The organism is Mucilaginibacter limnophilus, from assembly GCF_004005815.1.
Taxonomy (GTDB): domain Bacteria; phylum Bacteroidota; class Bacteroidia; order Sphingobacteriales; family Sphingobacteriaceae; genus Mucilaginibacter; species Mucilaginibacter limnophilus.
On record NZ_SACK01000001.1, the window covers coordinates 702,869 to 727,606 of the forward strand.

Annotated in this window: 24 protein-coding genes and 2 tRNA genes; 14 read left to right on the forward strand and 12 right to left on the reverse strand. The window is 41.7% G+C overall.

Features of this window, described 5'->3' with window-relative positions; all coding sequences use genetic code 11:
- Positions 1-46 precede the first annotated feature (46 nt).
- The 3 genes from EOD41_RS02995 to EOD41_RS03005 form a co-directional block, all read right to left on the reverse strand.
- Positions 47-131, reverse strand: a tRNA-Leu gene (locus EOD41_RS02995).
- A gap of 78 nt (positions 132-209) precedes the next feature.
- Positions 210-282, reverse strand: a tRNA-Gly gene (locus EOD41_RS03000).
- Between the two features lie 107 nt (positions 283-389).
- Positions 390-872 carry a regulatory protein RecX gene (locus EOD41_RS03005; protein WP_127703289.1) on the reverse strand — a complete coding sequence of 161 codons (483 nt, stop codon included), beginning with the start codon at positions 870-872 and terminating at the stop codon, positions 390-392.
- Between the two features lie 60 nt (positions 873-932).
- Here EOD41_RS03005 and EOD41_RS03010 point away from each other — a divergent pair, with 60 nt between their 5' ends.
- On the forward strand, positions 933-3,395 hold the full coding sequence (locus tag EOD41_RS03010; RefSeq protein ID WP_127703552.1) for a bifunctional UDP-N-acetylmuramoyl-tripeptide:D-alanyl-D-alanine ligase/alanine racemase: 2,463 nt from the start codon (positions 933-935) through the stop codon (positions 3,393-3,395).
- A 14-nt stretch (positions 3,396-3,409) separates the two neighbouring features.
- On the opposite strand, the gene EOD41_RS03015 is transcribed toward EOD41_RS03010, so the two are convergent.
- Complete coding sequence (locus EOD41_RS03015) at positions 3,410-4,147, reverse strand: hypothetical protein (protein ID WP_127703290.1); 738 nt, start codon at positions 4,145-4,147, stop codon at positions 3,410-3,412.
- Between the two features lie 154 nt (positions 4,148-4,301).
- On the opposite strand from EOD41_RS03015, the gene EOD41_RS03020 reads away from it, so the two are divergent.
- Positions 4,302-4,901, forward strand: a complete 600-nt coding sequence (locus EOD41_RS03020) for a DUF502 domain-containing protein (RefSeq protein WP_127703291.1) — start codon at positions 4,302-4,304, stop codon at positions 4,899-4,901.
- Positions 4,902-5,144: 243 nt separating this feature from the next.
- On the opposite strand, the gene EOD41_RS03025 is transcribed toward EOD41_RS03020, so the two are convergent.
- A complete protein-coding gene (locus EOD41_RS03025; RefSeq protein ID WP_127703292.1) occupies positions 5,145-6,395 on the reverse strand; it encodes a TCR/Tet family MFS transporter in 1,251 nt (416 codons plus the stop codon).
- Positions 6,396-6,472: 77 nt separating this feature from the next.
- On the opposite strand from EOD41_RS03025, the gene EOD41_RS03030 reads away from it, so the two are divergent.
- On the forward strand, positions 6,473-8,401 hold the full coding sequence (locus EOD41_RS03030) for a redoxin domain-containing protein (RefSeq protein ID WP_127703293.1): 1,929 nt from the start codon (positions 6,473-6,475) through the stop codon (positions 8,399-8,401).
- A gap of 51 nt (positions 8,402-8,452) precedes the next feature.
- Here EOD41_RS03030 and EOD41_RS03035 read toward each other — a convergent pair whose 3' ends face one another.
- Both EOD41_RS03035 and EOD41_RS03040 read right to left on the reverse strand, forming a co-directional pair.
- Positions 8,453-9,160 (reverse strand): LOG family protein, encoded by a 708-nt coding sequence (locus EOD41_RS03035; RefSeq protein WP_127703294.1) that lies wholly within the window; start codon positions 9,158-9,160, stop codon positions 8,453-8,455.
- A gap of 29 nt (positions 9,161-9,189) precedes the next feature.
- Positions 9,190-10,674, reverse strand: a complete 1,485-nt coding sequence (locus tag EOD41_RS03040) for a sodium:solute symporter (protein WP_127703295.1) — start codon at positions 10,672-10,674, stop codon at positions 9,190-9,192.
- A gap of 182 nt (positions 10,675-10,856) precedes the next feature.
- Between EOD41_RS03040 and recR the strand changes: the two genes are divergently transcribed.
- The 3 genes from recR to EOD41_RS03055 are packed head-to-tail and all read left to right on the forward strand — an operon-like array spanning position 10,857 to position 13,105.
- Positions 10,857-11,474 carry a recombination mediator RecR gene (recR, locus tag EOD41_RS03045; protein ID WP_127703296.1) on the forward strand — a complete coding sequence of 206 codons (618 nt, stop codon included), beginning with the start codon at positions 10,857-10,859 and terminating at the stop codon, positions 11,472-11,474.
- Position 11,475: 1 nt separating this feature from the next.
- A complete protein-coding gene (locus tag EOD41_RS03050; RefSeq protein ID WP_127703297.1) occupies positions 11,476-12,306 on the forward strand; it encodes a glycosyltransferase family 2 protein in 831 nt (276 codons plus the stop codon).
- Positions 12,290-13,105: an SDR family oxidoreductase gene (locus EOD41_RS03055; RefSeq protein WP_127703298.1), complete on the forward strand. Its 816-nt coding sequence runs from the start codon at positions 12,290-12,292 to the stop codon at positions 13,103-13,105. The genes EOD41_RS03050 and EOD41_RS03055 overlap by 17 nt, the downstream gene beginning before the upstream one ends.
- Before the next feature lie 79 nt (positions 13,106-13,184).
- Here the strand turns inward: EOD41_RS03055 and EOD41_RS03060 are convergent, their stop codons facing one another.
- Positions 13,185-14,045, reverse strand: coding sequence for an SDR family oxidoreductase (locus EOD41_RS03060; protein ID WP_127703299.1), 861 nt, complete (start codon positions 14,043-14,045; stop codon positions 13,185-13,187).
- A 259-nt stretch (positions 14,046-14,304) separates the two neighbouring features.
- On the opposite strand from EOD41_RS03060, the gene trpD reads away from it, so the two are divergent.
- The 4 genes from trpD to trpA all read left to right on the forward strand — a co-directional run bounded on the left by trpD (position 14,305) and on the right by trpA (position 17,953).
- Entirely contained in the window at positions 14,305-15,300 is a 996-nt protein-coding gene (gene trpD / locus EOD41_RS03065) for an anthranilate phosphoribosyltransferase (RefSeq protein WP_127703300.1), read from the forward strand.
- Positions 15,297-15,914, forward strand: coding sequence for a phosphoribosylanthranilate isomerase (locus EOD41_RS03070; protein ID WP_127703301.1), 618 nt, complete (start codon positions 15,297-15,299; stop codon positions 15,912-15,914). Before trpD ends, EOD41_RS03070 begins: the two co-directional genes overlap by 4 nt.
- 6 nt (positions 15,915-15,920) lie before the next feature.
- On the forward strand, positions 15,921-17,102 hold the full coding sequence (trpB, locus tag EOD41_RS03075) for a tryptophan synthase subunit beta (RefSeq protein ID WP_127703302.1): 1,182 nt from the start codon (positions 15,921-15,923) through the stop codon (positions 17,100-17,102).
- A gap of 80 nt (positions 17,103-17,182) precedes the next feature.
- On the forward strand, positions 17,183-17,953 hold the full coding sequence (gene trpA, locus EOD41_RS03080; RefSeq protein ID WP_127703303.1) for a tryptophan synthase subunit alpha: 771 nt from the start codon (positions 17,183-17,185) through the stop codon (positions 17,951-17,953).
- Here trpA and EOD41_RS03085 read toward each other — a convergent pair whose 3' ends face one another.
- The 4 genes from EOD41_RS03085 to sucC form a co-directional block, all read right to left on the reverse strand.
- Positions 17,954-18,574, reverse strand: a complete 621-nt coding sequence (locus EOD41_RS03085) for an L-threonylcarbamoyladenylate synthase (RefSeq protein WP_127703553.1) — start codon at positions 18,572-18,574, stop codon at positions 17,954-17,956.
- 8 nt (positions 18,575-18,582) lie between these two features.
- Positions 18,583-19,281: a hypothetical protein gene (locus EOD41_RS03090; RefSeq protein ID WP_127703304.1), complete on the reverse strand. Its 699-nt coding sequence runs from the start codon at positions 19,279-19,281 to the stop codon at positions 18,583-18,585.
- 178 nt (positions 19,282-19,459) lie between these two features.
- Positions 19,460-19,993 (reverse strand): YceI family protein, encoded by a 534-nt coding sequence (locus EOD41_RS03095; protein ID WP_127703305.1) that lies wholly within the window; start codon positions 19,991-19,993, stop codon positions 19,460-19,462.
- A 207-nt stretch (positions 19,994-20,200) separates the two neighbouring features.
- Positions 20,201-21,394: an ADP-forming succinate--CoA ligase subunit beta gene (sucC, locus tag EOD41_RS03100; RefSeq protein ID WP_127703306.1), complete on the reverse strand. Its 1,194-nt coding sequence runs from the start codon at positions 21,392-21,394 to the stop codon at positions 20,201-20,203.
- 191 nt (positions 21,395-21,585) lie between these two features.
- Between sucC and EOD41_RS03105 the strand changes: the two genes are divergently transcribed.
- Genes EOD41_RS03105 through EOD41_RS03120 form a run of 4 tightly spaced genes read left to right on the forward strand, consistent with a single transcriptional unit; the run spans position 21,586 to position 24,722 of the window.
- The gene (locus EOD41_RS03105) at positions 21,586-22,236 is read left to right on the forward strand and encodes an ABC transporter ATP-binding protein (protein WP_127703554.1); all 651 of its coding nucleotides are present in this window, start codon (positions 21,586-21,588) and stop codon (positions 22,234-22,236) included.
- Positions 22,237-22,243: 7 nt separating this feature from the next.
- Entirely contained in the window at positions 22,244-22,552 is a 309-nt protein-coding gene (locus tag EOD41_RS03110) for a hypothetical protein (RefSeq protein ID WP_127703307.1), read from the forward strand.
- The gene (locus EOD41_RS03115) at positions 22,542-23,162 is read left to right on the forward strand and encodes an HAD family hydrolase (RefSeq protein WP_127703308.1); all 621 of its coding nucleotides are present in this window, start codon (positions 22,542-22,544) and stop codon (positions 23,160-23,162) included. Before EOD41_RS03110 ends, EOD41_RS03115 begins: the two co-directional genes overlap by 11 nt.
- A gap of 42 nt (positions 23,163-23,204) precedes the next feature.
- The gene (locus EOD41_RS03120) at positions 23,205-24,722 is read left to right on the forward strand and encodes a S41 family peptidase (protein ID WP_127703309.1); all 1,518 of its coding nucleotides are present in this window, start codon (positions 23,205-23,207) and stop codon (positions 24,720-24,722) included.
- Positions 24,723-24,738: the final 16 nt, after the last annotated feature.

Below are 24,738 nucleotides of genomic sequence, written 5' to 3' on the forward strand. Positions count from 1 at the left end.
TATAAAAAAAAACGTTCGCAAGTATATAGCAACTTGCGAACGTTTGTACTCAGAGCGGGAATCGAACCCGCACGCCTGTTGAGGGCACAGGATTTTAAGTCCTGCGTGTCTACCAGTTCCACCATCTGAGCAGGTGTTAACCTGTATTTCTGAAAGACCAAATATAATATCTTTCAAAAATAAATCCCTTCTTATTGGGAAGGGATTTGAGCGAAAGACGAGATTCGAACTCGCGACCCCGACCTTGGCAAGGTCGTGCTCTACCAACTGAGCTACTTTCGCGTTGGTGTTTCAAACATTTGAGAAGCGTTTACTTCCGTGTTTGTGGCTGCAAATATAGGGAGAAATGCATTTCCTGCAAGCAAAACTTTAAAAAAAATATAATAATTTCATAACTCGCTGTTTTTCAAAACATCTAAAATTACATCGCTTTCAAAACCCCTGCTATAGGCATATTGCTGCAGCTTGTAACGTCGTTTATAGCCGTCTTTCTCTTTTAAACCCGAGGCTTTTTTTGTCAATATATCCTGCAATACCCGCAGGTAATCGTCCATATCAATACCCAGCAGCGCTTTTTTGATCAGCACATCGGGTACCTGTTTTAATTTTAAGCCCTGTTTTATTTTGATCTTGCCCCAGTGTTTCTGGTTGAATTTACCCCTTGCATACTGTTTGGCAAAGCGCTCTTCATTCAAAAAGTTCTCTATGATGAGCCGACTTATTACAATTTCAATTACACGCCCGGCTACTCCCCATTCGTACATTTTGTTGCGCACTTCCTGTTGCGAACGTTCCTGGTAGACGCAATAACGCTGAGCTTTGGCAAGGGCTATGTTTTCGTCGGTAATTTTTACGGTTTTGGCGGGTTCCATTCAAACCAAAATTCGGGAAAATTCTTGTATTGGCAGAAATATAAGCAAATTAGCAAAGTGATGCATAAGAGCCGTTATACCACAAGCCAGATACGTGAAATACTGAATGCCAAGGGAAGCGTTGCAACCGACAATCCCATCAGCATACTGCTTACCGACAGCCGCCGCATAAGCAACCCGTCGGGCGGACTCTTCTTCGCACTCAGCGGCCGGCGCAACGGTCACGAATTTATTGCCGAGGCCTATAATGCCGGCGTGCGCGATTTCGTGGTAAAACAAATGCCTGAAGGCTATTTTCCGGAAGCCAATTTTTTGATAGTGCCCGATGTGCTTACAGCTTTGCAGCAGCTGGCAGCTTACCACAGGAAGCAGTTTAATTTCCCGGTTATAGGCATTACAGGCAGCAATGGCAAAACCATTGTAAAAGAGTGGCTGTACCAGCTGATGGCTGCCGATAAGAATATCGTTCGTAACCCCAAAAGCTATAACTCACAAATGGGCGTGCCGCTATCAGTGTGGCAAATAAACGACCGTAACAACCTTGGCATTTTTGAGGCCGGCGTATCCACCGTAGGTGAAATGGATAAACTGGAAGCTATTATACAACCTGAAATAGGCGTGCTTACGCATATCGGGTCGGCACATGACGAAGGTTTTGCCGACAGGGATGAGAAAATTGAGGAAAAGCTGAAGCTGTTTAAAAACTGCCGTTTGCTCATTTATAATTACGAACAACTGCTCGAATATAAGGAGGCCGTAAAAACGCCCGAAAAATTTATCTGGAGCCGTAAGTTTAATCAGGCGGATTTATACGTGTTCAGCGAAGCGGCAATAGAAAAAAACTACTACATGCGCGCCGTCTATAAGGGTGAAGAAATAGAGTGCCTGGTGCCTTTCAGGGATGAGGCTTCTATAGAAAACGCTATTGTATGTTGGGCAACCATGCTGGCGTTGGGCTATAGCCCGGCCGTTGCCGATGATCGCATTGAAAAGCTAACACCCGTTAGCATGCGCCTCGAGCTGAAAACAGGGATAAACGATTGCTCTGTTATTGATGACTCATATAACTCAGATGTGCAGTCGCTTGAGATAGCGCTTAACTTTTTGAGTCAGCAAAATCAGCATCCTAAAAAAACGCTCGTACTGTCAGATATCTACCAGTCGGGACTGCAGCAGGATGTGCTTTACAGGCAGGTAGCTGAGCTGGTGAAGGCGAGGGGCGTAAACAAGTTTATAGGTATAGGGGAGGCGCTTTCGGCCCACCGTGAATACTTTGATATACCTGATAAGCAATTTTATAAAAGCACTACTGATTTTTTAACACACCTGCAAACGCAGCAGTTCCGTAACGAGGTTATCTTGCTTAAGGGATCACGCACTTTTGAGTTTGAGCGCATAAGCCGCATGTTTGTGCAAAAGGCGCACGAAACCGTGATGGAGATTAACCTGAACGCGCTGCTGCATAACCTGAACTTTTACCGTTCGAAATTGAAGCCCGGCGTAAAAGTGATGGCTATGGTTAAAGCTTTTTCATATGGCAGCGGTACCTACGAGTTGGCGAACATGCTGCAATATAACAAGGTTGATTACCTGGCGGTTGCTTATGCCGATGAAGGTGTTGCACTGCGTCAGGCAGGTATTACATTGCCAATTGTAGTGTTGAACACCGAGGTTACCGCATTTGAAAAGCTTACCGCTTATAAACTTGAGCCCAATATTTATAGCTTCGGCTTGTTCGACGAGTTTATAAAATACGTGCAGGACAGTAATATATTTCATTACCCGGTGCATATTAAGATAGATACCGGCATGCACAGGCTTGGTTTTGAGGACTTTGAGATAGAAACGCTTTGCGATTTGCTGGAAGAGAACCCTTATGTGCGTGTACAGTCGGTTTTCTCGCACCTGGTTGCCAGCGATGCTGAGGCGCACGACCTGTTTACCTTAAAGCAGATCAACATTTTTGAAAAGGCTTACCAGCAGATAGAAGAGGTACTGGGTTACCGGGTGATCAGGCATATATGCAATACTTCGGGTATTATTCGCTGGCCTGCCGCGCATTATGATATGGTGCGGGTGGGTATTGGCCTATACGGCGTTGACGCGGCTATCCCCGAAGAAGAAAACGCGCTTCAGCCGATAGCAAGCCTTAAAACAAGTATTTCGCAGATAAAGAAAATACTTGCAGGCGATACCGTAGGCTACAACCGTAACGGCAGCCTGACGAAGGACGGCAAGATAGCCACCGTACGCATAGGCTACGCCGATGGCTACCTGCGCGCTTTTGGTAATGGTGTTGGCTGTATGCTTGTAAAAGGTACCAAAGTGCCCACGGTTGGCAATGTATCTATGGATATGTGTATGATAGATGTTACCGGGCTCGACGTTAGGGAAGGGGATGAGGTGGTAGTTTTCAACGACAAATTGAAGATAGAAGAGCTGGCTAAACAGATAGGTACTATCCCGTATGAGATACTAACAAATGTTTCGCAAAGAGTAAAAAGGGTGTATTTTTATGAGTGATGGTCACATCTCATTCATTTCGTTTTTTTATCGGCTTGATACCACCAATTATTTATAAAGTAGTAATCCTCTTTCCCTAAAATGATTACAGGAAAATAGCCATTAATCTTTTTTTTGATTGTTGATTGTGAATTAGTCGTAATAACTTTATTATTTAAGTTTTGCTTAGCACTATAAAAAACACTGTTCTTTTTATCAAAGTTTAAAATGGTGGTGTTGTTAAAAATGTAATTTTCCTCCGGATGTTGTTTTGATATAACATAATCGCAAATTTCCGCTACAATGCTATAGTTATTTTTGCTATCAACTTTCAAACTTGACTTGACATTATAAGCTTTTTTATAGGCACCGTCATCCCAATCACTGTATCTCAAAACATGCATGGCTTCAATCAATCTTCCATTTTTTACACATAGGATTAATAGCTTCCCCATTCCTAAGTTTGAACCACCTCTAACTTCGTACTTTAGTTCAAGAAAAGTACTGTTTAAGAGTTTAACTTCAGGTGGCACACCCCAAAACTCGCGAATACTGATTGTATCATTTAAAAAGGATAATTTTAATACATGTTTAACATAGTCTGAGGTAACGTTAACCTTGACATTTTCTCCATCCAGTGCTAAAATATTATATATTTTTGTTTGTTTATCAAGTGTTAGTGATTGATTATCAGTGATATTATCTTGAGCGGTAGCGCAATTCATTGTAAGAACAAAGACAGCGCAAGCGATAGTAATCAGTTTAGTGTTCAAGAAGCAGACTTATTAATTGAAGAAAAATTACAATGCCGAATTAAATATAAATCAAATAGTTGGTTATTAATAGCTACATAGTTTAATGAACGCATTTTTGATTTACTGTCCAAACCTTATATTTTTACCAGTTATTCAATCCAACTTTCCTTAAATGAAGAAACTTGCCGGTGCCATATTAAATTACTTTGTTAAAGGGCTGCTTGTTGTGGTGCCGCTTGGCGTAGTGTTTTTTGTGGTGTACTGGGCGATAACCGGAATTGATAATGCCCTTAACCTGAGTGAAGAACTTTGGACCGATAGTCATGGAAAACCTGTTTACATCCCTGGCTTAGGCATACTTACCGTATTATGCGTTGTGCTGATAGCCGGCGTGCTGGTTACCACGGTTGTTACCGACCCGATAAAGCGCTGGTTTGCCCGCTGGCTTAACCGTCTACCGCTTTTCCAATTTTTGTATTCATCTGTTAAAGACCTCACCGAAGCTTTTGTTGGCGAAGAGAAAAAATTCAGCGAACCGGTGCTGGTAGAGGTGAATGAAACGGGGTTAAAAAAGATTGGTTTCCTCGTAAAAAAAGACCTTGCATCTATCGGGCTTCCCGGCGAGGTGGCGGTGTATTTCCCATTGTCATACTCCTTTGCCGGGCAGGTGGTAATTGTGCCTTCCGACAAGATAAAACCCATCAACAAAAGCGCCGCCGAAGTGATGAAATTTGTTGTATCAGGGGGCGTAAGCGGACTGGATAATATTTAGCTTTTGCTACTACTGCCAAGATTTTGACAGTGTTGACGCGGTGTTGACGGGTGTTGATTTTTGGTGTTTCTGGTGTTGACTTTTAGGTCTCCCTTTTGGTTGTCTAAATTTTTTATCTGTATAAGTTTCTGATATATAATATGTTGCATATATAACCAATAGTCAGGCTTTAACTACTGCCAAAATTTTGACAGTGTTGACGGGTGTTGACGGTGTTGACTCTGTTGACGTCAACACCTTGCATTAAAGCGTATCAGCATCAACCTTTACAGGATGCACTTTTTTAAAACTGCGTATCGCCAAAACCGTACTGATCAGCATCAGCAAAGCCCCTAAAAAGAACGGCGCTCCAGGCAGGTGCGCAGGTGTCCCCGGCTTGGTAAAATAGTAAAACAAATAGGACATTGTCATAGGTGCGAAGGTGGAACTCAAGCTCATCAAACTGGTTAAACCACCTTGAAGTTCGCCTTGCTCATTTTTTGACACCTCATTGCTCATAATACCTTGCAATGCCGGGCCCGCAATGCCACCCAGGGTGTAAGGTATCAGAAAAACGAACATCATCCAACCCTTTGTTGCGAGCCCAAAAAGTACAAGCCCGATACTGTACAGTAACAACCCAATCCATATGCTACGCTGCAAACCAAGTTTTGGCAAGGTTATGCGTATCAAACCACCCTGAACAAGTGCAAACATAAAACCTACAAAACCAAGTGACCAACCCACTGTCCCTTCAGTCCATTTAAACTTGTACATGGTGAAAAACGTCCAAACGCTTTGTACCGCCTGCCCGGCAAAATAAACCAGAAACAGTGATACAGCTAAACCAATAACGGATGGATACTTTTTCAGTTGTTTTAATGTGCCAATAGGGTTGGCCCGTTTTATGTCAAATGGGCGACGATGTGCCTTATCAAGCGATTCGGGCAACACAAAAAATCCGTAAAGAGCATTTATAAACGCCAGCCCTGCAGCCGCAAAAAAGGGATATTGCGGATTGAATTCAGCCAAATTACCACCAATTATAGGACCTATTATAAAGCCTAACCCAAATGCAACGCCTATCATACCGAAGTTTTGTGCACGCTTTTCAGGTTCGCTAACATCGGCAATATAAGCTGAAGCTGTAGTGAAACTGGCGCCGGTTATGCCAGCTATTATGCGGCCAATAAATAACCAGCCAATAGTTGGCGCAAACGCCAGGAACAAATAATCTATTCCAAAACCCAGAAGAGAGCAAAGCAACACCGGTCGGCGGCCATATTTATCGCTGAGGTTACCAATTAGAGGAGAGAACAGGAACTGCATAAATGCGTACGTAAACAAAAGCCAACCAGACCAGTAGCTTGCGTCACTTAGGTTTCCATGAATTAGTTTCTCAATAAGTTTAGGAAATACAGGTATAGTTATACTAAGGCCAATAACGTCAATCAGTAAGGTGAAAAAAATGAATCCCAAAGCGGCGGGACGCTTCTGCGGTACAGGTTGTTCCATCACGCAAAGTAACAAAGTGGCTGATTAATTTGATATTAATTATTAAATTTTTAGCTTCACTAACAAATTAGTTGACCATGAAAAATATCAAAACCTTATCGGCAATATTGCTTTCGGTATGGACGTTTAAAGGGTACGCACAAACCGGCGAACGGCTTAAACTATCAACCGCTACACCCGCCGCAGGCCAAAAAATTACTTTTACTTACGATACAGCAGGTGCAGCCTTAGGTGCAAAGCCGGAAGCAACCGTTCACTTCCTGAATAAAGATTATCCTGTAGCTGATATCGATCTTGCTGCTCAGGGCAAAGGCTTTACCGGGGACTTTACTATCCCGGCTACAGCTAAAGCTTTTTACCTGAAATTTAAGGGAAGCGGTGACAACGTTGATAATAACGGTGGCCAAGGATATATCTACGAGGTATATAAAAACGGCAAGCCTGTTGAAAGCGCTTACGCCAGCGAAGCATACCTGATCTCAACCGGAATGGGTAACTACTTTGCAAAGATTGAAGCCGACAAAGCCAGAGCGGCGGAACTTTATAAAAAGGAATTTACATTACATCCGCAAAGTGAGCCGGAGTACATAAGTGAATATATTCCATTTCTTATAGTTTCAAAGGACGCCGGAGACAACGCACTTGCTAATAAGAAATTAGAAGCTCTGAAAAAGAAAGGCGATGAAAAAAGCCTGACTGCGTTAAATGCTATATATGCAAGGCTGCGTAAAAAAGCTGAAGCTGATTCGGTTGGTAACATACTTGTAGCTAAATATCCAAATAGTCGGTTTGCAAAAGATCAGGCTGCCGATACTTTCAGCCGGGAAAAGGATCTTGTAAAAAAAGAAGCGCTGCTAAAGGCCTACTTTGCAAAGAACCCTGATAATGCTGAAAATAAAAAGATAAATGATAACCTGAGGACGATCATGGCATCGTCTTACCTGAAAGCCGGTGATATGCAGGGATATGAAAAATATGCAGCCCAGATAAGTAACAAAGCTAATCTGGCAGGCAGCCTTAATAATATAGCTTATGACTGGGCAACAGGCAATCAGCGTTTAGATGATGCGGCTAAGTTGTCACAGCAGTCGCTGCAGATTTTGGATGCCGCTTATGCAAACGTTATAAACAATCCGTTTCAATCGCCTAAACAGGCGAAAGCAATTAATCGTGCTGATTATTACAATTATGCTGATACATATGCCTATATTCTTTACAAGCAAGGTAAGCTTAATGAAGCGCTAAAATATCAGCAGATGGCATATGATAGCATTGGTTATGATAACCCGGAAATTAATGAACATTACGCTTTGATATTAAATGCTTCAGGCAATACAGCTAAAGCAAAACAAGTAGCCGAAAAGTCAATAAAAACAGGTAAAGGTTCACAGGCTTTAAAGGATGAGCTGAAAAAGATCTACATAAAAGAAAAAGGAAGCGAGAAAGGCTTTGACGATTATATTGCATCATTAAACGGCGCGGCAAAAGACAAAATGCGTGATGACCTGGCCAAAACCATGATAAATGAAACTGCGCCTGTATTCACACTGAAAGATTTTAATGGTAACGCGGTTTCACTGGCAAGCCTTAAAGGAAAAGTTGTAGTACTTGATTTTTGGGCTACCTGGTGCGGTCCGTGCAAGGCTTCGTTTCCGGGCATGCAAATGGCTGTTAATAAATACAAAGACAATCCTAATGTGAAGTTTCTGTTTATCGATACCTGGGAGAACGGTGACAACTTCTTGCCTAACGTTAAAAAGTTTATTGCCGACAATAAATACACTTTCCATGTCCTGATTGATGAAAAGACTGAGGATGGCAGTCAATCGAAAGTGGTAAGCAGCTATAAGGTTGATGGCATTCCAACAAAATTTGTGATCGACCAAAACGGTAATATCCGCTTTAAACATGTAGGCTTCTCCGGGTCATCAGAAGGTGTGCTCGAGGAAGTTTCGGCTATGGTTGATATGTTAGTTAAACCTACAGAAACTGAAAAAAGCAGGTAAAAATTTTGATTCTATAAAAAAAGCGACAGGCAACTGTCGCTTTTTTTATGCTTAAAAGTTTGGCTTGAGCAGGTACTTATCGTAGAACTTGAAGATATGCTCGGTAGCTTCTTCTGCCGTATCAACCACACGGTACAGGTTTAGGTCTTCCGGACTGATGTTTTTCTCAGTGTTCAGCATTTTTTCTTCTACCCAGTTAAACAAGCCGCCCCAGTAATCCTTACCCACAAACACAATGGGAAAACGGGCAATCTTTCCGGTTTGAATCAGTGTTATAGCCTCAAACGATTCATCCATGGTGCCGAAGCCGCCGGGCAGCACAATAAAGCCCTGCGAATACTTCATAAACATTACCTTCCGCACAAAAAAGTAATCAAACTCAAGCAGTTTATCCCTGTCTATGTATTTGTTATGGAATTGCTCAAAAGGAAGTTCGATATTCAAACCAACTGATTTACCACCGGCTTCGTGAGCGCCTTTGTTGGCTGCTTCCATTATACCCGGTCCACCGCCTGATATTACACCATAGCCACGCTCTGTAAGCAGCCTGGCAATCTCTTCGGCGGTTTTATAGTAATCATGCTCATTACTGGTACGTGCCGACCCAAATATGGATACACAAGGGCCAATTTTAGCCAGTTTCTCAAAGCCGTCAACAAACTCGGCCATTATTTTAAATATCTGCCACGAGTCGGTAACTTTTATTTCGTGCCAGTTCTTGTTCTCAAAAGCGAGTCTTAGTTTTTCATCACCTGTCATAAATCACAATAGAAGTAGATACATACTAACTACAAAGCAGCCACACTTGTTTTGTGCCTGGAGGTTAGTAACAGTCCGGCAAATGTAATTAAACCGTTAACAATGATAAGTTCGTTATCAAAAACATAACCGCCAAGTAATGTTGCCGAGTGGCTGCTAAGGTAATAACAAACTGCAGGCGAAATAAGGCATATAAAAGGTACCAGCTTATCGTTTACCTGCCGACGACTCATAAATAGTCCGAATGAATATAAGCCAAGTAAAGGCCCGTATGTGTACGACGCAACCTTAAAAATAGCGCTCACCACAGCGTCATTGTTTATCGAGTTGAAAATAATAATCGTTAAAAACATCAACCCTGAAAAAGCTATATGCACATAATGGCGTGTTGCCACGCTTTTTTTGCTATTTACATCACCTTTCTTGTTGAAGTTGAGGAAATCCACACAAAATGATGTAGTTAAGGCAGTTAATGCCGAATCGGTAGTGGCGAAGGTAGCAGCAGTAAGCCCCAGCATAAAAACAATAGCCGGTGCCATGCCTAAATAATTCAACGCGATGGTAGGGTACAGGTAGTCTGTTTTTTCAACATTTACACCATTACGAGCGGCATAAATGTAAAGCAGCGCGCCAACGCTCAAAAAGAAAATGTTGATAATGACGAAAATTCCTGTAAAGCTGAACATGTTCTTTTGCGCTTCCTTAATGTTTTTCAGGCTGAGGTTCTTTTGCATCAGGTCCTGGTCAAGGCCGGTCATAGCAACGGTGATAAATAATCCACCTAAAAACTGCTTGCCAAGGTGAAAATGGCTGCTAATAAAATCTTCTAAAAAGAATATCTTAGAATAGCTGCTTTCTTTTATGGCGTCGGCTGCCTGAAAAATGCTCATATCAAGGCTGTCGCAAATGAAATAAATAGATAGAAACACCGAAGTTACCAGGAACAGCGTTTGCAGGCTATCGGTAATTATAATTGTTTTTAAACCGCCTTTGAACGTGTACGACCATATCAGCAGCAGGCATATCAGCACTGTAGCTGCAAACGGCACATGATAACTATCGAAAATGAAATGTTGTAACACAATCACAACCAGATACAGCCTGAATGCCGAACCAATAGTGCGGCTAATCAGGAAAATGCCCGCCGCAGTTTTGTAACTCCAGGTGCCTAACGCACCTTCAATGTAACTATATATCGAAGTGAGTTTTAAGCGGTAATACAACGGTAGCAAAACCGTGGCTATAATTATAAAACCAGCCGCATTACCAAGCACAAACTGGAAGTATGCAAACTGATCGCCGCTTGGTGCGCCTACTTTTCCGGGAACTGAAATAAATGTGACCCCACTCAATGCGGTGCCTATCATGCCGAAAGCTACCAGGTACCATTTGGAATTCCGGTTAGCTACAAAAAAGGTGTCGTTATCTGCTGATTTACGAGAGGTAAACCACGATATCAGCATGAGTATCAAAAAGTAGCCTATTACAAATGAAAGCAGTATTGCAGGAGACATGTGTTTGTTTTTAAGTCCGGAAGTTGGAAAAGTCCATACGTCCGAAAGATAAATGAAAATCGAAAATATGAATTTATTTATTATGAAACTTCAAGTGTTATTCTGTCTTCAACTTTAAGCTGTTTATTCTTTCGTAACTTACGGACTTTCGGTCTTCCATACTAAATACCTAAATTCGCACAATGAACTTTTCATCAAAGTTGCTTGAGGATGCGGTTGCCGAGTTTGCAAAATTACCGGGAGTAGGACAGAAAACCGCGTTGCGCTTGGTATTACATTTACTTAACCAGGAGAAAGAGGATGTTGAGCAGTTTAGCCGTACAATAAGCAAACTGCGTAATGAGATCAGGTTTTGCGAGGTGTGCCATAATATTTCTGATCAGGTGGTATGCGAGATATGTGCCTCACATAAACGCGACAAAAGTACCATTTGCGTTGTAGAAGATACCCGTGATGTTATGGCTGTTGAAAATACCAACCAATACAACGGTGTTTATCATGTACTTGGCGGCCTTATTTCACCAATGGATGGCATTGGCCCGTCTGACCTGGAGATTGATACCCTTGTTGAGCGGCTGAATAATGATGAAGTAAAGGAAATAATCTTTGCCCTCAGCGCTACTATGGAAGGCGACACTACTATATTCTACCTGAATAAACGCATTAAACATTTCAACATAACTATCTCAACCATTGCCCGTGGCATAGCCTTTGGTGGTGAATTAGAGTATGTGGACGAAATTACGCTTGGCCGTTCAATAGCCACGCGCGTTCCGTACGAGAATTCGCTAAGAAAGTAGTATGAAATTATCTGTTATTGTAGTAAGCCATAACCTTGACATGTGGTTGCGGCAATGTATAGGCTCTTTAGTTAGCGCTTGTAAGTATATTGACTATGAATTGATTGTAGTTGATAATGCTTCAAATGATAGCTCGGCTGCTATGGTGCAACAGGAGTTTCCAAATGCGCGTCTTATTAAAAACGATAAAAACGTGGGCACTGCCAAAGCGTATAATCAGGGCATTGGACTGTCCCGCGGCGAGTATGTTTTACTGGTCAGTCCGGATACACTTACAAAGAAAAAGACGCTTGAAAAGCTTATCAGTTTTATGGATGACCATTATGCTGTTGCCGGATCAACAGTGCGTATGGTAAACCCTCACGGCGAATTTTTGCCCTTTTCAAAAAACGGACTTGGCAAGTCATGGTCACGATTAATCAGGTGGACAGGGCTTGGTAAATATTTCCCAAAATCACATTTGTATCCACAAAAAAACAATCACATCAGTAACGAGTATGAAACGGCCGAAATTGATGTGCTGAATTGTGCTTTCATGATGTTACGCAGATCAGTGCTGAATAAGGTGGGTATGTTTGATGAGCGCTTTAAGTCATTTGGTTATAACATTGATCTTTCCTTTAGGCTAAAAACAGAAGGATTTAAAAACTATTATTTCCCGAAAACCTATATCATAAATTTTAATGTTCAGCCTCAGCATGGCTTTAAATACTTCAGGCATTTTTATGGGGCTATGTTTATATTCGTTGCCAAATACCTGTTTGAGGCACCAAAACTAACACTTGGACGTGTGCCGCAGGCATATTCTCCGCGGTATGAAGTTGAACAATAAGGTTATTATTATCACTGGTGCTTCCTCGGGTATTGGCAAAGCCATGGCTATGGAATTTGCGTCAAGAGGAGCTAATTTAGTACTTGGCGCAAGGCAATATGTTACTTTATGTGAAATTGCTCAAGATATTGAAAAAGAATTTAATATAAAAGCTATAGCAGTAGCTTGCGATGTTACAAAAGAAGACGATTGCGCTTTGCTTATTAAACAAGCATTAATCACTTTTGGCAGAATTGATGTGCTGATTAATAACGCCGGCATAACCATGCGCGCGCTGTTTAAAGATGCCGATATCGACGTTTTAAAAAGAGTTATGGACGTGAACTTTTGGGGGATGATTTATTGCACTAAACACGCCTTACCCGAAATTGTCAAAAGCAAAGGCAGCATTGTTGGTATATCCTCAATAGCCGGATACAAAGGATTGCCGGGCCGTACAGGCTACTCGGCATCGAAATTTGCCATGAACGGTTTCCTGGATTCACTAAGGGTTGAAAATCTGAAAACCGGGGTACATGTAATGACAGCTTCGCCGGGATTTACGGCTTCTAATATCCGTAATGTAGCGTTATCAAAAAATGGTTCACCGCAGGGTGAAAGCAGCCTGGAAGAAGATAAAATGATGACCGCCGAAGAAGTTGCCAAACTTATTGCTAACGGCATTGAAAACAGAACCCGCACACTGGTAATGACCGGTCAGGGAAAGCTTACTGTATTACTAAATAAGCTGTTACCAAGCTTTCTTGATAAAATGGTTTACAACGTTTTTTCCAAAGAAAAGGACGCGTTGTTGAAGTAGTCGATAGTCCATGGTCGATAGTCCATGGTCGATAGTCCATAGAGATTTAAGTACTATCGACCATGGACTATCGACTATACTACCCATTCACTACATCACCACCGTTCACGTGCAGTATTTGCCCGGTAATATATGAGGCATCCTGCGAGGCCAGAAATACATAAGCAGGCGCAACTTCTGAGGGTTGACCGGCACGTTCCATCGGTACATTCTGACCAAATTTCTCAACTTTTTCTTCTTCAAAGCTTGAAACAATAAGTGGCGTCCAGATTGGCCCGGGCGCAACACCATTTACGCGTATTTTCTTTTTAGCCAGGTTTGTAGCCAATGAACGTGTAAAACTGGTTATTGCGCCCTTGGTCGACGAATAATCAAGCAGTTCAGGAGATGACCGGTAGGCGGTTACTGATGTGGTATTAATTATGCAATCGCCTTCCTCCAAATAATCAAGCGCGGCCTTTGCAAAGTGGAAATATGCCAGTATGTTGGTTTTAAAGGTTGTCTCCAATTGCTCTTCACTAATATCCTGAAGTTCTTTTTGAGGATACTGTACCGCGGCATTGTTTACCAGTATGTTAAGTGCGCCAAGCTCTTTATAGGTTTGTTCAACAGCGCTTTTACAAAAAGCGCTGTCTTTAACGTCGCCTTTAATTAAAAGACAGTTCTTGCCTTCCATTTCAATCAGCTTTTGTGTTTCTTTCGCGTCGGCATCTTCGTCTAAATATACAATAGCAACATTGGCGCCTTCTTTTGCATAATGAATACTTACTGCTCTGCCAATGCCACTGTCGCCGCCGGTTATAAGCGCTACTTTGCCTTCAAGCTTCCCGGCAGCCTTGTAGTTTTCGTTTATATATTCAGGGCGGGGATGCATTTGCTGCTCGTTACCCGGTTGATGTTCCTGCGTCTCCGGCGGAAATGATGTTGGTTTAGTTTCCATAGTAGTAGTGTTTTTTATCTGAACAATGAAACATCCGTGCTGGTTTACTTTTGGGTAAATTTTTTAACTGTGAAGGTTTTCCCGATTTTTTTCATTCTACTTGCTTTTAGAAAAAATATTTTCATATTTGTGCCGTAATGGAAATGAACGCATTAAACAACTGCTGGTGGCTTAACGAGTAATCGTAAGGCAATTCTGTATTTGTTTATTTAGATATTCAGAAGGGTTGCCACAAGGCAGCCCTTTTTTGTTAAAGCCCATGAAACAGATATTAAACCACTTATTCGAGCATAAAACATTTACCCGCCAGCAGTCGAAAGAGATACTGACCGACATTGCGCAGGGTAAGTACAACGCTTCGCAAATGGCCGCTTTTATGACGGCTTATTGTATGCGCAGTATTACCGTGAACGAACTGGAGGGTTTCCGTGATGCTATGCTGGAGCTTTGCTTACCGGTTAATATTGAGCACGATACCTTGATAGACCTTTGCGGTACCGGTGGGGATGGTAAGGATACTTTCAATATTTCTACACTGGCCTCATTTGTAGTAGCCGGGGCAGGTTATAAGGTAGCCAAGCATGGTAACTATGGCGTGTCATCTGGCTGTGGTTCATCAAATGTAATGGAATACCTGGGTTACAGTTTTACGAATGATATGGATAAACTGAAGACAGGAGTTGACAAAGCCAATATCTGCTTTCTGCACGCGCCGCTTTTCCATCCGGCTATGAAAACTGTTGCGCCTATCCGCCGCGAGTTGGGTGTGAAAACGTTCTTTAATATGCTTGGCCCGCTGGTGAATCCGGCGAAGCCGAAAAACCAATTGGTGGGCGTTTTTAACCTTGAACTTGCACGTGTATATGCTTATTTATATCAGCAATCGGCTACAAAATATACTATTGTGAATGCTTTGGACGGTTATGATGAAGTTTCATTAACAGGCGATTTCAAAACTTTTTCTGCCGAAGGCGAAAAAATAAACAGTATTGACAGTCTTGGTTTTGAAAGGTTGAACCCTGATGAAATTACAGGCGGACATACTGTGGCTGATTCGGCGGCGATATTCACAGGTGTGCTTAACGGCGACGGCACCTCGGCACAAAACAACGTGGTGCTGTGCAACGCGGCACTGGCCATAAAAACTATCAATCCAGAAAAATCATTTGCCGATTGTTATTATGAAGCCGAAGAAGCATTGTTAAGCAAGCGCGCGCTGGATAGTTTTAAAGCACTGATAAGCACTGCAGCATGAAGATAAAGGTTTGCGGCTTAAGAGAACCGGATAATATACAGGCAGTTGTAGCTTTACAGCCTGATTATATCGGGTTGATATGTTATGATAAGTCGCCGAGATTTATTGATGATTTATCGGCCGAAGCTGTAAGCAACCTGTCGCAAAGCATTATAAAAACCGGGGTATTCGTAAATGAGAGTGCCGAAGAAATAGAACGGTTGATAGCAAATTATGGTTTAGGGGCCATACAACTGCACGGCAGCGAAACACCGCACTTTTGTGTGCGATTTAAAGGCAAAGTACAAGTGATAAAGGCTTTTGGTGTTGATGGAGATTTCGATTTCAATCAGCTTGATGCTTACACGGATGTGGTTGATTTGTTTTTGTTCGATACCAAAACTGCTGTGCACGGCGGGTCTGGAAAAACTTTTGATTGGGATATTTTAAAAAACTATACAGGCAATGTACCGTTCATGCTATCAGGTGGTATTGGTCCGGATAATATAGCCGAGGCGACAGCGGTTAATCACCCGCAATTTTACGGTGTGGATTTGAACAGCCGTTTTGAAACCGAACCCGGCATAAAAAATATTGAAGCCCTGCAAAAGGCATTTAACACGATAAGAAACTAAACATCCATGAAGTACGGAGTTGATGAACATGGTTATTACGGCGATTTCGGCGGAGCATACATTCCCGAAATGCTGTACCCAAATATTGAGGAATTAAGAAAGCAGTACCTCGCGGTATTGGAAGACGACGATTTTAAAGCCGAATTTGATCAGCTGTTAAAAGATTATGTTGGCCGCCCTTCACCGCTGTATTATGCCAAACGCTATTCGGAGAAATATGGCACCAACATTTTCTTTAAACGTGAAGACTTAAACCATACCGGTTCGCACAAAATAAACAATGCAATCGGGCAGATATTGCTGGCCGAGCGCCTTGGCAAAAAACGTATTATCGCCGAAACCGGTGCCGGGCAGCACGGCGTGGCAACAGCTACCGTTTGTGCTTTGAAAGGACTTGAATGCGTAGTGTACATGGGCGAAATTGATATGCAGCGTCAGGCGCCAAACGTATCGCGCATGAAAATGCTGGGCGCCAAGGTGGTGCCTGCAACATCAGGCAGTAAAACCCTGAAAGACGCTACCAACGAGGCATTGCGCGACTGGATAGGTAACCCGGAAGACACGCATTACATTATTGGTTCAGTAGTAGGGCCGTATCCTTACCCCGAAATGGTGGCCAGGTTCCAGTCGATCATCTCTTTCGAAACAAAAAAACAATTACTTGAACAAACCGGCAGCGAACTCCCAAACTATGTACTGGCTTGTGTGGGCGGTGGAAGTAACGCCATGGGCATGTTCTATCATTTTCTGGATGATGAGGACGTTAAACTGATAGCTGTTGAAGCTGCAGGCAAAGGCGTTGATACGGGCCATTCGGCAGCTACTACATTTTTGGGTAAAGAGGGTGTTTTACATGGTACCCGCACCATACTAATGCAAACAGAAGATGGGCAGGTAATTGAGCCGTACTCTATATCTGCAGGGCTTGATTATCCTGGCATTGGCCCGCAACATGCGCATTTATACAAAGCGAAACGTGCTCAATATGCAAGCATTACCGACGAAGAAGCACTTAACGCAGGTTTGTTATGCTGTCAACTGGAAGGCATAATTCCGGCTATTGAAAGCTCACACGCGCTGGCTTATCTTGAAAAAATTAAATTTAAGCCTGAAGATAACATCGTTATCTGTATATCAGGCAGGGGAGATAAAGACTTAGATACGTACATAAAGCATTTTGGATACTAAATTAGTCCGTAATCCATAGACGACAGACCATAGAAACAATCGGCTATCGACTATGGACCATGGTCTATTGACTAAAGAACATGAACCGTTTACACAACCTTTTCGCGAATAAAAAAAGTAACCTGTTGTCGATATATTACACTGCCGGGTATCCAACGCTTGACAGTACTGTAGCTATTGCCGAGGCGCTTGAAAATGCCGGTGTTGATTTCCTGGAAATTGGATTTCCTTATTCAGACCCGGTAGCAGATGGGCCAACCATTCAGCAAAGCTCAGAAAAAGCGCTTGAAAATGGTATGACCCTGAATGTGCTTTTTGAGCAACTGAAAGATCTGCGTAATCGTGTAAGCATTCCTATTTTGCTGATGGGCTATATCAACCCGATGGTGCAATACGGTGTTGAACGTTTCTGTAAAAAAGCGTCGGAAGTAGGCGTAGACGGTGTTATTGTGCCCGACCTGCCTATGTATGAGTATGAAAAGCTCTATTCAGGCTACTTTAAAGACAACAACCTGAGCAATATATTTCTGGTTACACCAAATACATCTGAAGAACGCATACGTAAGATTGACGGGTTGACCGATAGCTTTATTTATCTGCTTTCTTCATCGTCAATTACCGGCGGTAGCTTGCAGGTGTCAACTAATATTGAAGATTATTATAAGCGCATCCGGGGCATGGGACTTAGAAATCCTGCTGTTATCGGTTTTGGTATATCAAACAGCGAATCGTATAATAAAGCTTGCCAGTATGCGGCAGGTGCAATTGTAGGAAGTGCGTTTGTGAAGCATCTGGCTACCAAGAACTACTTAGAGGGTATTCCTGAGTTTATTAAAAATATCAGGCCGTAATTACAGGTATTGTTCCAGTTCGCCTTTACCTTCGCGGATAATTTCGAAATCGCCTGATGTGCAATCGACCACAGTAGATGCGAGGTTGCCACCGTAACCACCGTCAATCACCAGGTCAACAAGGTCTTCGTATTTCTCGTGAATTAGTTCCGGGTCGGTAGAGTATTCAATAATTTCATCTTCATCCTTTATTGATGTTGAGATGATAGGATTACCAAGCACCCTCACAATTTCACGGGCGATGTTATTATCAGGTACACGTATACCCACTGTTTTCTTGTTGGAACTTACCAATTTGGGTACAAGACCGCTGGCATTAAATATAAAGGTGAACGGTCCCGGCAGCGCTTTTTTCAGCACGCGGAAGGTGGTGTTATCTATGGGTTTTATATAGTCGGATATATGGCTTAAATCGTAACAGATAAAGGAAAAATTAGCCTTTTCAGGCTTAATGTTACGAATACGGCAAATACGCTCAATAGCCCGGTGGTTGGTAATATCACAGCCCAAACCATAAACTGTATCGGTAGGGTAGATGATGATGCCGCCTTTGCGCAGCACCTGCACCACCTGTTCAATGGCTTTCTCGTTCGGGTTTTCTGGATATATTTTGATAAGCATCATCTCGCCTAATAATTGTTATTTTGAAACTCCTGAGCCTGGTTTAAATAGAACTCGTCAGTTATTAAACCGTTAAGATGGTTTACTGTTTTTAGCAAGTCTTGTCTAACTGTTGCTTTATCCTTATCTGATATATCAAAATTATGCATAAGTTCGTCGTTAATGTATTGAATAAGCAAAGCTGTATATAATTTCTTTTGAGCCGAAATATTATAAGTTTTTAAATCGTTATATTTTTTTTCATAGTTGTATATATCAACTGAATATTCTGCATAACCCAATATTCGCGAATGTATATGTCCGAAGTAAGTACCGCCTCCCCCTAAACGCATGTAGATGTGATTAATATCCCTGAAAATTTTTACAAGGTTTTCTCTTCTTGCATTATCCTCATGCCCGCTTTTCTGTTTAAGAAAGTAAGCGTACAAAATGTAATAACTATCTTGCCCAACCTCGCTTTCAAAATTGTAACCATCCTCGCTTGCTTGTTTACTGTAGTTACGTTTGGCGTATGTAATATCAGGAGTCTCGGCTATCTCTTTAAACTCAGGATAGTATCTTAATATTTTTATCAGGTCATGTCTGCTTTCATAAAATGTATCTGAAGAAATCGTTCTGATATTAATTGTATCATTTTTAGGCGGATCATTATAATATGCGCCATTTGGAATAGTGCTTTCCGCCTTAATGCTATTTGTTCTGTTCAAATCGGTTGTTTCAGATTTTTTATTTTGAGGATTACTGCAGCCGACAAGAATCAAGAGGAGAAAACAGACAAGGGAATATTTCATGTAATTGTGTAAAGCTTATTGCCAATAAATATACCATAAATAACAAAGCCACCCTTCGCAAGGTGGCTTTAACAATAATATATTGAAACGTTTTTTATTTCTGTTTTGCAAACTGCACGTTGAAGATCAGTTTTACATCGTCGCCAACTACTATCGAACCGGCTTCGGTTACGCCGTTCCAGGTTAAGCCAAAATCTTTACGGTTAATTTTACCGCTTACTTCAAAACCTGCTTTGGTGTTGCCATAAAAGTCGTCGGCCGAACCACCAAACTCTACATCAAGGGTTACCGGTTTGGTAACATCTTTTATAGTTAAGTCGCCGGTTAATTTATAGTCGTCACCGCCTTCGCTTGTAAATGATGTTGATTTAAAAGTGATTTTTGGATATTGTTCAGCATCAAAAAAATCAGCTGATTTCAGGTGGCCGTCACGTTGGTCCTGGTTAGTATCAATGCTGTTAACATCTAATGAAAATTCAACCTGGCCGTTGGTTACGTCGTCGCCTTCAGTTTCAAGTGTACCTTCAAACGAGCGGAAGAAACCGGTTACGGTAGAAATTACAAGGTGTTTTACTTTAAATTGTACTTCTGAGTGGGTTGGGTCTAATACCCATTTTGTAGTTGCCATGATTGTATGTGATTTATTGTTTTATCTAATTATAAACAAAGATATAGATAGATGTTTAAACATGTATTGTCTCTTTGACGCTTTTACAATTGGGTGATAATTAGTGTTTGAACATCAAATATAAAGGATTGTTTTATTAAAGATCAGGCAGATACAAATAAAAAAGGGGACAAGCGTCCCCTTTTTATACACATATGTTTGTATAGCTTATTTAGCCAAAACTTCTTTCACACGCTCGGCAGCTTCTTTCAGTAATATAGCTGAGTAAACCTTTAGGCCTGAGTTATCAATCAGTTCTTTCGCTTCAGCAGCGTTGGTGCCTTGCAAACGAACAATGATAGGCACAGGGATGTTGCCAATTTCCTGGTAGGCATCAATTACACCTTGTGCAACACGGTCGCAACGTACTATACCACCAAAAATATTAATCAGGATGGCTTTCACGTTAGGGTCTTGCAAAATGATGTTGAAGGCAGCTTTAACAGTTTGCGCATTAGCAGTACCACCTACGTCAAGAAAGTTTGCAGGCTCACCGCCGGCAAGTTTAATAATGTCCATGGTAGCCATTGCCAAACCGGCACCGTTTACCATACAGCCTACGTTACCGTCAAGCTTTACATAGTTAAGGTTTGACTTGCTTGCCTCAACCTCGGTAGGGTCTTCCTCTGATGTATCACGCAGGGCGGCATAATCAGGATGACGGTATAAAGCGTTGTCATCAAGGTTTACCTTAGCGTCAACGGCCAATATCTTGTTATCAGATGTTTTTAAAACAGGGTTGATCTCAAACAATGACGAATCAGTTGCTACATACGCTTTGTATAAAGCGGTGATAAACTTTGTCATGTCTTTAAAGGCTTCGCCTGACAGACCAAGATTAAAAGCAATTTTGCGCGCCTGGAAACCTTGCAAACCTACTTTAGGATCAATCTCTTCTTTAAATATTTTCTCAGGAGTATGTTCGGCAACAGCCTCAATGTCCATACCGCCTTCAGTAGAGTACATAATGATGTTACGGCCTTTCGCACGATCAAGCAATACGCTTACATAAAACTCTTTGGTTTCGCTTTCACCCGGATAGTAAACATCCTGCGCAACCAGCACCTTATTTACTTTTTTACCTTCCGGACCGGTTTGCGGGGTAACCAACTGCATGCCTATAATAGCACCGGCCTTTTCTTTCACCTCATCAAGGTTCTTTGCAAGCTTAACACCACCGCCTTTACCGCGGCCGCCTGCATGTATCTGGGCTTTTACAACTACCCAGCTCGAATTAAAGTCGTCTTTTAGTTTTTGAGCAGCTTCAACTGCCTGGTCAACTGTGTCGGCAACAATGCCTTCCTGAACCCTTACACCAAAGCTTTTTAATATAGCTTTGCCCTGATATTCGTGAATGTTCATGTTTCTATAAGATTTGCGGTAAATCTACGCTTTTTTGTATTAAATGAAAGTTGATACCGTGATTAAGTGATATTCAAATGATTTTGTTTGGATTGAACATGGCATTACGTCGTAGCGATGGGTTTAAAACCCATCGCTACATAAACGCTACGTATATCGCTACTAACCAAACAAACCATTACCTTTGCTTTATGCTGAAAGCACATGCTATCCACAAAAAATACGGCCAGCTCGAAATATTAAAAGGAGTTGACCTTGAAGTGAACAAAGGCGAAATAGTAAGTATTGTAGGCGCTTCGGGGGCGGGTAAAAGTACCCTGCTTAATATTTTAGGCACGCTTGACACGCCTGATGCTGGCAGCATACATATTAACAACATCGAAGTAAGCCGGCTTAACAATAAGCAGTTGAGTAACTTCCGCAATAAGCATATTGGCTTTATATTTCAGTTTCACCATTTGCTTGCAGAGTTTTCGGCTATTGAAAACGTTTGTATGCCTGCTTTTATAGCCGGTAAAGCAAAACATGCCGCCGAAAAAAGGGCAGGGGAGTTGCTTGAACTTTTAGGACTTGAGCATCGTGTACATCACAAACCGGCACAGCTTTCGGGCGGCGAACAGCAGCGGGTAGCCGTTGCCCGCGCGCTTATCAACGATCCGGCGCTGGTGTTTGCTGATGAGCCGTCAGGCAACCTGGATTCGGCCAATGCCCGTGAACTGCACGAGTTATTCCTTAAACTTCGTAACGATTTCCATCAAACTTTTGTGATAGTAACGCATAACGAAGAACTGGCTGAACTTTCAGACAGGCGCGTTTTCATGAAGGATGGTTTAATACAATAATATCCACATGCCATATACTCTTATAACGGCGGCAACATCGCCAGGGGCATACCGCATAAGCAATAATTTAGGCAGTGAAAATCTCCTGCTGGGCGACTATCATGATATTCCCGGTTTTATGGTGTCGAGCGGTAAAATGATACAGTTGCCTAATCCGGCGTCGCCAAGTTATGCGCACCAGATGCTTACGCTTTGCCTTGATAAAAGCATCGATACCATATATCCGCTTAACAAAGAGGAAGCGTTGCTGCTTAATGAAGCGACGCAATTATTTAACGAATACGGCATTAACATAATTTATACCGATGAAGTATAACGACATCGACCCTAGAAAGCAGGCTTTTGTGTTTGAACTGGACAATGTACTGTACCCTGAAAAGGATTACCTTTTCCAGGTATATTACCTGTTTGCCAACATGCTTGAGTACACAGAACTGTGGGATGCAAAAGCCATGACAGCATTAATGACCAATACTTACGCAGAAAAAGGCCATGCCGGTGTTTTTGATACTTTAAAAGAAAAGTTTAATGTTGACGAAAGATATCGCACTAACCTGGAGGATATGCTTGTTACATCGCGCTTACCTTTAAAGCTCTTGCTTTACCAAAATATGCTCACTTTATTGCAGGATATAGTAGTTGACAGGAAAAAAATCTTTATCTTGACCAATGGCAATCCACAACAACAGCTAAATAAAATAAAGCAAACCGAATGGAACGGGCTCGAATCTTATTTAACCTGTTATTTTGCTGATGAGATAAGGGCTAAACCCGAACCCGACGCTTTAAACCAGCTGATTGCCGAACACAAACTGAACCGCAGGGATGTAGTTATGGTGGGTAACAGCAGTACTGATGAGTTTACTGCTGAAGCTGCTGGAGTTGATTATTATAAATCAGCTGATTTTGTTTTGAACTTTAAGTAAGTAATTGTCGTATATAGCGTTAATGATTGAATTGTGAGTGATATGAAGAAAAAACTGTTATTTATTCCCCTGATTATTTTAGCTGCCTTTACAGCTTGTAAAAAAGATAAAGCTCCAAAAGATGACGAGGATAAAGTACCAACTGAAGGCACAGCGTTTCAAAAAATACAGGATTCGGTATTTTTATATGCTAAAGAATCGTATTTATGGAATACTGCCTTACCTACATATGCGTCTTTTAAGCCAAGAGATTTTGACGGAAAGAGTGATCTGTCCACTTTGCAGGCCGAAGTTGACGCCCTTTCGCAGTTTGCCATAAACCCGGATACAAAAAAACCTTTCGAATTCAATGAAAGCGCTGAGGGCGAATCAAAATATTCGTTTATAGATGATGGAAGCACATCAGGCGAACTGGGTGGACAAGCGGGCGATTTTGGCTTTGATGTAAGGTATTCAATTGACGGAGAATTATATGTAAAATCTGTTTACCTTAACTCGCCTGCAGCTGCGGCAGGTTTAAGGCGTGGTTATAAAATTACCAGCATTAATGACCGCACTTCGCTTTCGCAAACCAATGCGAATATTTCTTTTCTTATAAATGCTTTATATAACAACGACAATATAAAACTTGGTTTGGAGAAACCCGACGGTTCCTCTTTTACTGCCGATTTTAATGTGGGTGAATACACCATCAACCCGGTGTTAGCATATAAAATAATAACCGTGGGCGGAAAAAAAGTAGGTTATATGGTTTTTGATACCTTTACCGCCATTGAAAACGCCAAGCCAAAAATTGCGCAGGCTTTTAATGCTTTCAGCGCAGGAAGTGTAACAAGCCTTGTAATAGATCTTAGGTATAATGGTGGCGGATACACCAATACCGCTGCTTATTTGTGCGATTTAATGGTACCCTCAGCAAAAAATAACGCTTTAATGTATAGTTATTACTTTAATGAGAATATACAGAATGCTAAATGCCCGATATTTAACAGAAAGGTATTTGACAATGAACTTAAGCCAGGAGATTTAAAACCAGAGAACCCTAACGCGCAAATACGTTTTAATAAAGAAGGATCATTAGAAGTGAGTAAGGTGGTGTTTATTGTCACAGGCAGCTCGGCTTCAGCCAGTGAATTGGTTATCAATAACATGAAACCGCATCTTGATGTACAATTAGTAGGTGAAACCAGTTATGGTAAGCCGGTAGGGTTTTACGGTACTCCCTTTGGAAAATATGACCTGTATATTCCACAGTTTGAAACAAAAAATTCAGTAGGAAAGGGTGGATATTATGCCGGTATGACACCTGGTTCAGCAACTTATCCCGGCGTTTATCAGTATGATGATGTTACACGCGATTTTGGTGACGAAAACGAATGGTGTTTAAAGCAGGCACTGAATTATATTACCAATAATAGTTTTCTACCTATTATTAAGAGCAACATGAAAAGGAAAGCGGAAGTACGTTCAGCATCTGTAATCCGTGAAATGGGCATACAACTAAGCAAACCGCGTTTTAAGGGTATGATACTCGGAAAAGACGAATTAAAAGTGAGATAAGCTTTTTAACTTTAAC

What these genes read in the sequence shown, in the direction of transcription:
- EOD41_RS03060 (WP_127703299.1), bottom strand. Translation starts at nt 14,045, where the DNA reads ATGGAAACTAAACCAACATCATTTCCGCCGGAGACGCAGGAACATCAA.
- EOD41_RS03005 (WP_127703289.1), bottom strand. Translation starts at nt 872, where the DNA reads ATGGAACCCGCCAAAACCGTAAAAATTACCGACGAAAACATAGCCCTT.
- EOD41_RS03055 (WP_127703298.1), top strand. Translation starts at nt 12,290, where the DNA reads ATGAAGTTGAACAATAAGGTTATTATTATCACTGGTGCTTCCTCGGGT.
- sucC (WP_127703306.1), bottom strand. Translation starts at nt 21,394, where the DNA reads ATGAACATTCACGAATATCAGGGCAAAGCTATATTAAAAAGCTTTGGT.
- EOD41_RS03110 (WP_127703307.1), top strand. Translation starts at nt 22,244, where the DNA reads ATGCCATATACTCTTATAACGGCGGCAACATCGCCAGGGGCATACCGC.
- EOD41_RS03020 (WP_127703291.1), top strand. Translation starts at nt 4,302, where the DNA reads ATGAAGAAACTTGCCGGTGCCATATTAAATTACTTTGTTAAAGGGCTG.
- EOD41_RS03010 (WP_127703552.1), top strand. Translation starts at nt 933, where the DNA reads ATGCATAAGAGCCGTTATACCACAAGCCAGATACGTGAAATACTGAAT.
- EOD41_RS03095 (WP_127703305.1), bottom strand. Translation starts at nt 19,993, where the DNA reads ATGGCAACTACAAAATGGGTATTAGACCCAACCCACTCAGAAGTACAA.
- EOD41_RS03085 (WP_127703553.1), bottom strand. Translation starts at nt 18,574, where the DNA reads ATGCTTATCAAAATATATCCAGAAAACCCGAACGAGAAAGCCATTGAA.
- trpD (WP_127703300.1), top strand. Translation starts at nt 14,305, where the DNA reads ATGAAACAGATATTAAACCACTTATTCGAGCATAAAACATTTACCCGC.
- EOD41_RS03120 (WP_127703309.1), top strand. Translation starts at nt 23,205, where the DNA reads ATGAAGAAAAAACTGTTATTTATTCCCCTGATTATTTTAGCTGCCTTT.
- EOD41_RS03115 (WP_127703308.1), top strand. Translation starts at nt 22,542, where the DNA reads ATGAAGTATAACGACATCGACCCTAGAAAGCAGGCTTTTGTGTTTGAA.
- trpA (WP_127703303.1), top strand. Translation starts at nt 17,183, where the DNA reads ATGAACCGTTTACACAACCTTTTCGCGAATAAAAAAAGTAACCTGTTG.
- trpB (WP_127703302.1), top strand. Translation starts at nt 15,921, where the DNA reads ATGAAGTACGGAGTTGATGAACATGGTTATTACGGCGATTTCGGCGGA.
- EOD41_RS03035 (WP_127703294.1), bottom strand. Translation starts at nt 9,160, where the DNA reads ATGACAGGTGATGAAAAACTAAGACTCGCTTTTGAGAACAAGAACTGG.
- EOD41_RS03050 (WP_127703297.1), top strand. Translation starts at nt 11,476, where the DNA reads ATGAAATTATCTGTTATTGTAGTAAGCCATAACCTTGACATGTGGTTG.
- recR (WP_127703296.1), top strand. Translation starts at nt 10,857, where the DNA reads ATGAACTTTTCATCAAAGTTGCTTGAGGATGCGGTTGCCGAGTTTGCA.
- EOD41_RS03040 (WP_127703295.1), bottom strand. Translation starts at nt 10,674, where the DNA reads ATGTCTCCTGCAATACTGCTTTCATTTGTAATAGGCTACTTTTTGATA.
- EOD41_RS03070 (WP_127703301.1), top strand. Translation starts at nt 15,297, where the DNA reads ATGAAGATAAAGGTTTGCGGCTTAAGAGAACCGGATAATATACAGGCA.
- EOD41_RS03105 (WP_127703554.1), top strand. Translation starts at nt 21,586, where the DNA reads ATGCTGAAAGCACATGCTATCCACAAAAAATACGGCCAGCTCGAAATA.
- EOD41_RS03030 (WP_127703293.1), top strand. Translation starts at nt 6,473, where the DNA reads ATGAAAAATATCAAAACCTTATCGGCAATATTGCTTTCGGTATGGACG.
- EOD41_RS03025 (WP_127703292.1), bottom strand. Translation starts at nt 6,395, where the DNA reads ATGGAACAACCTGTACCGCAGAAGCGTCCCGCCGCTTTGGGATTCATT.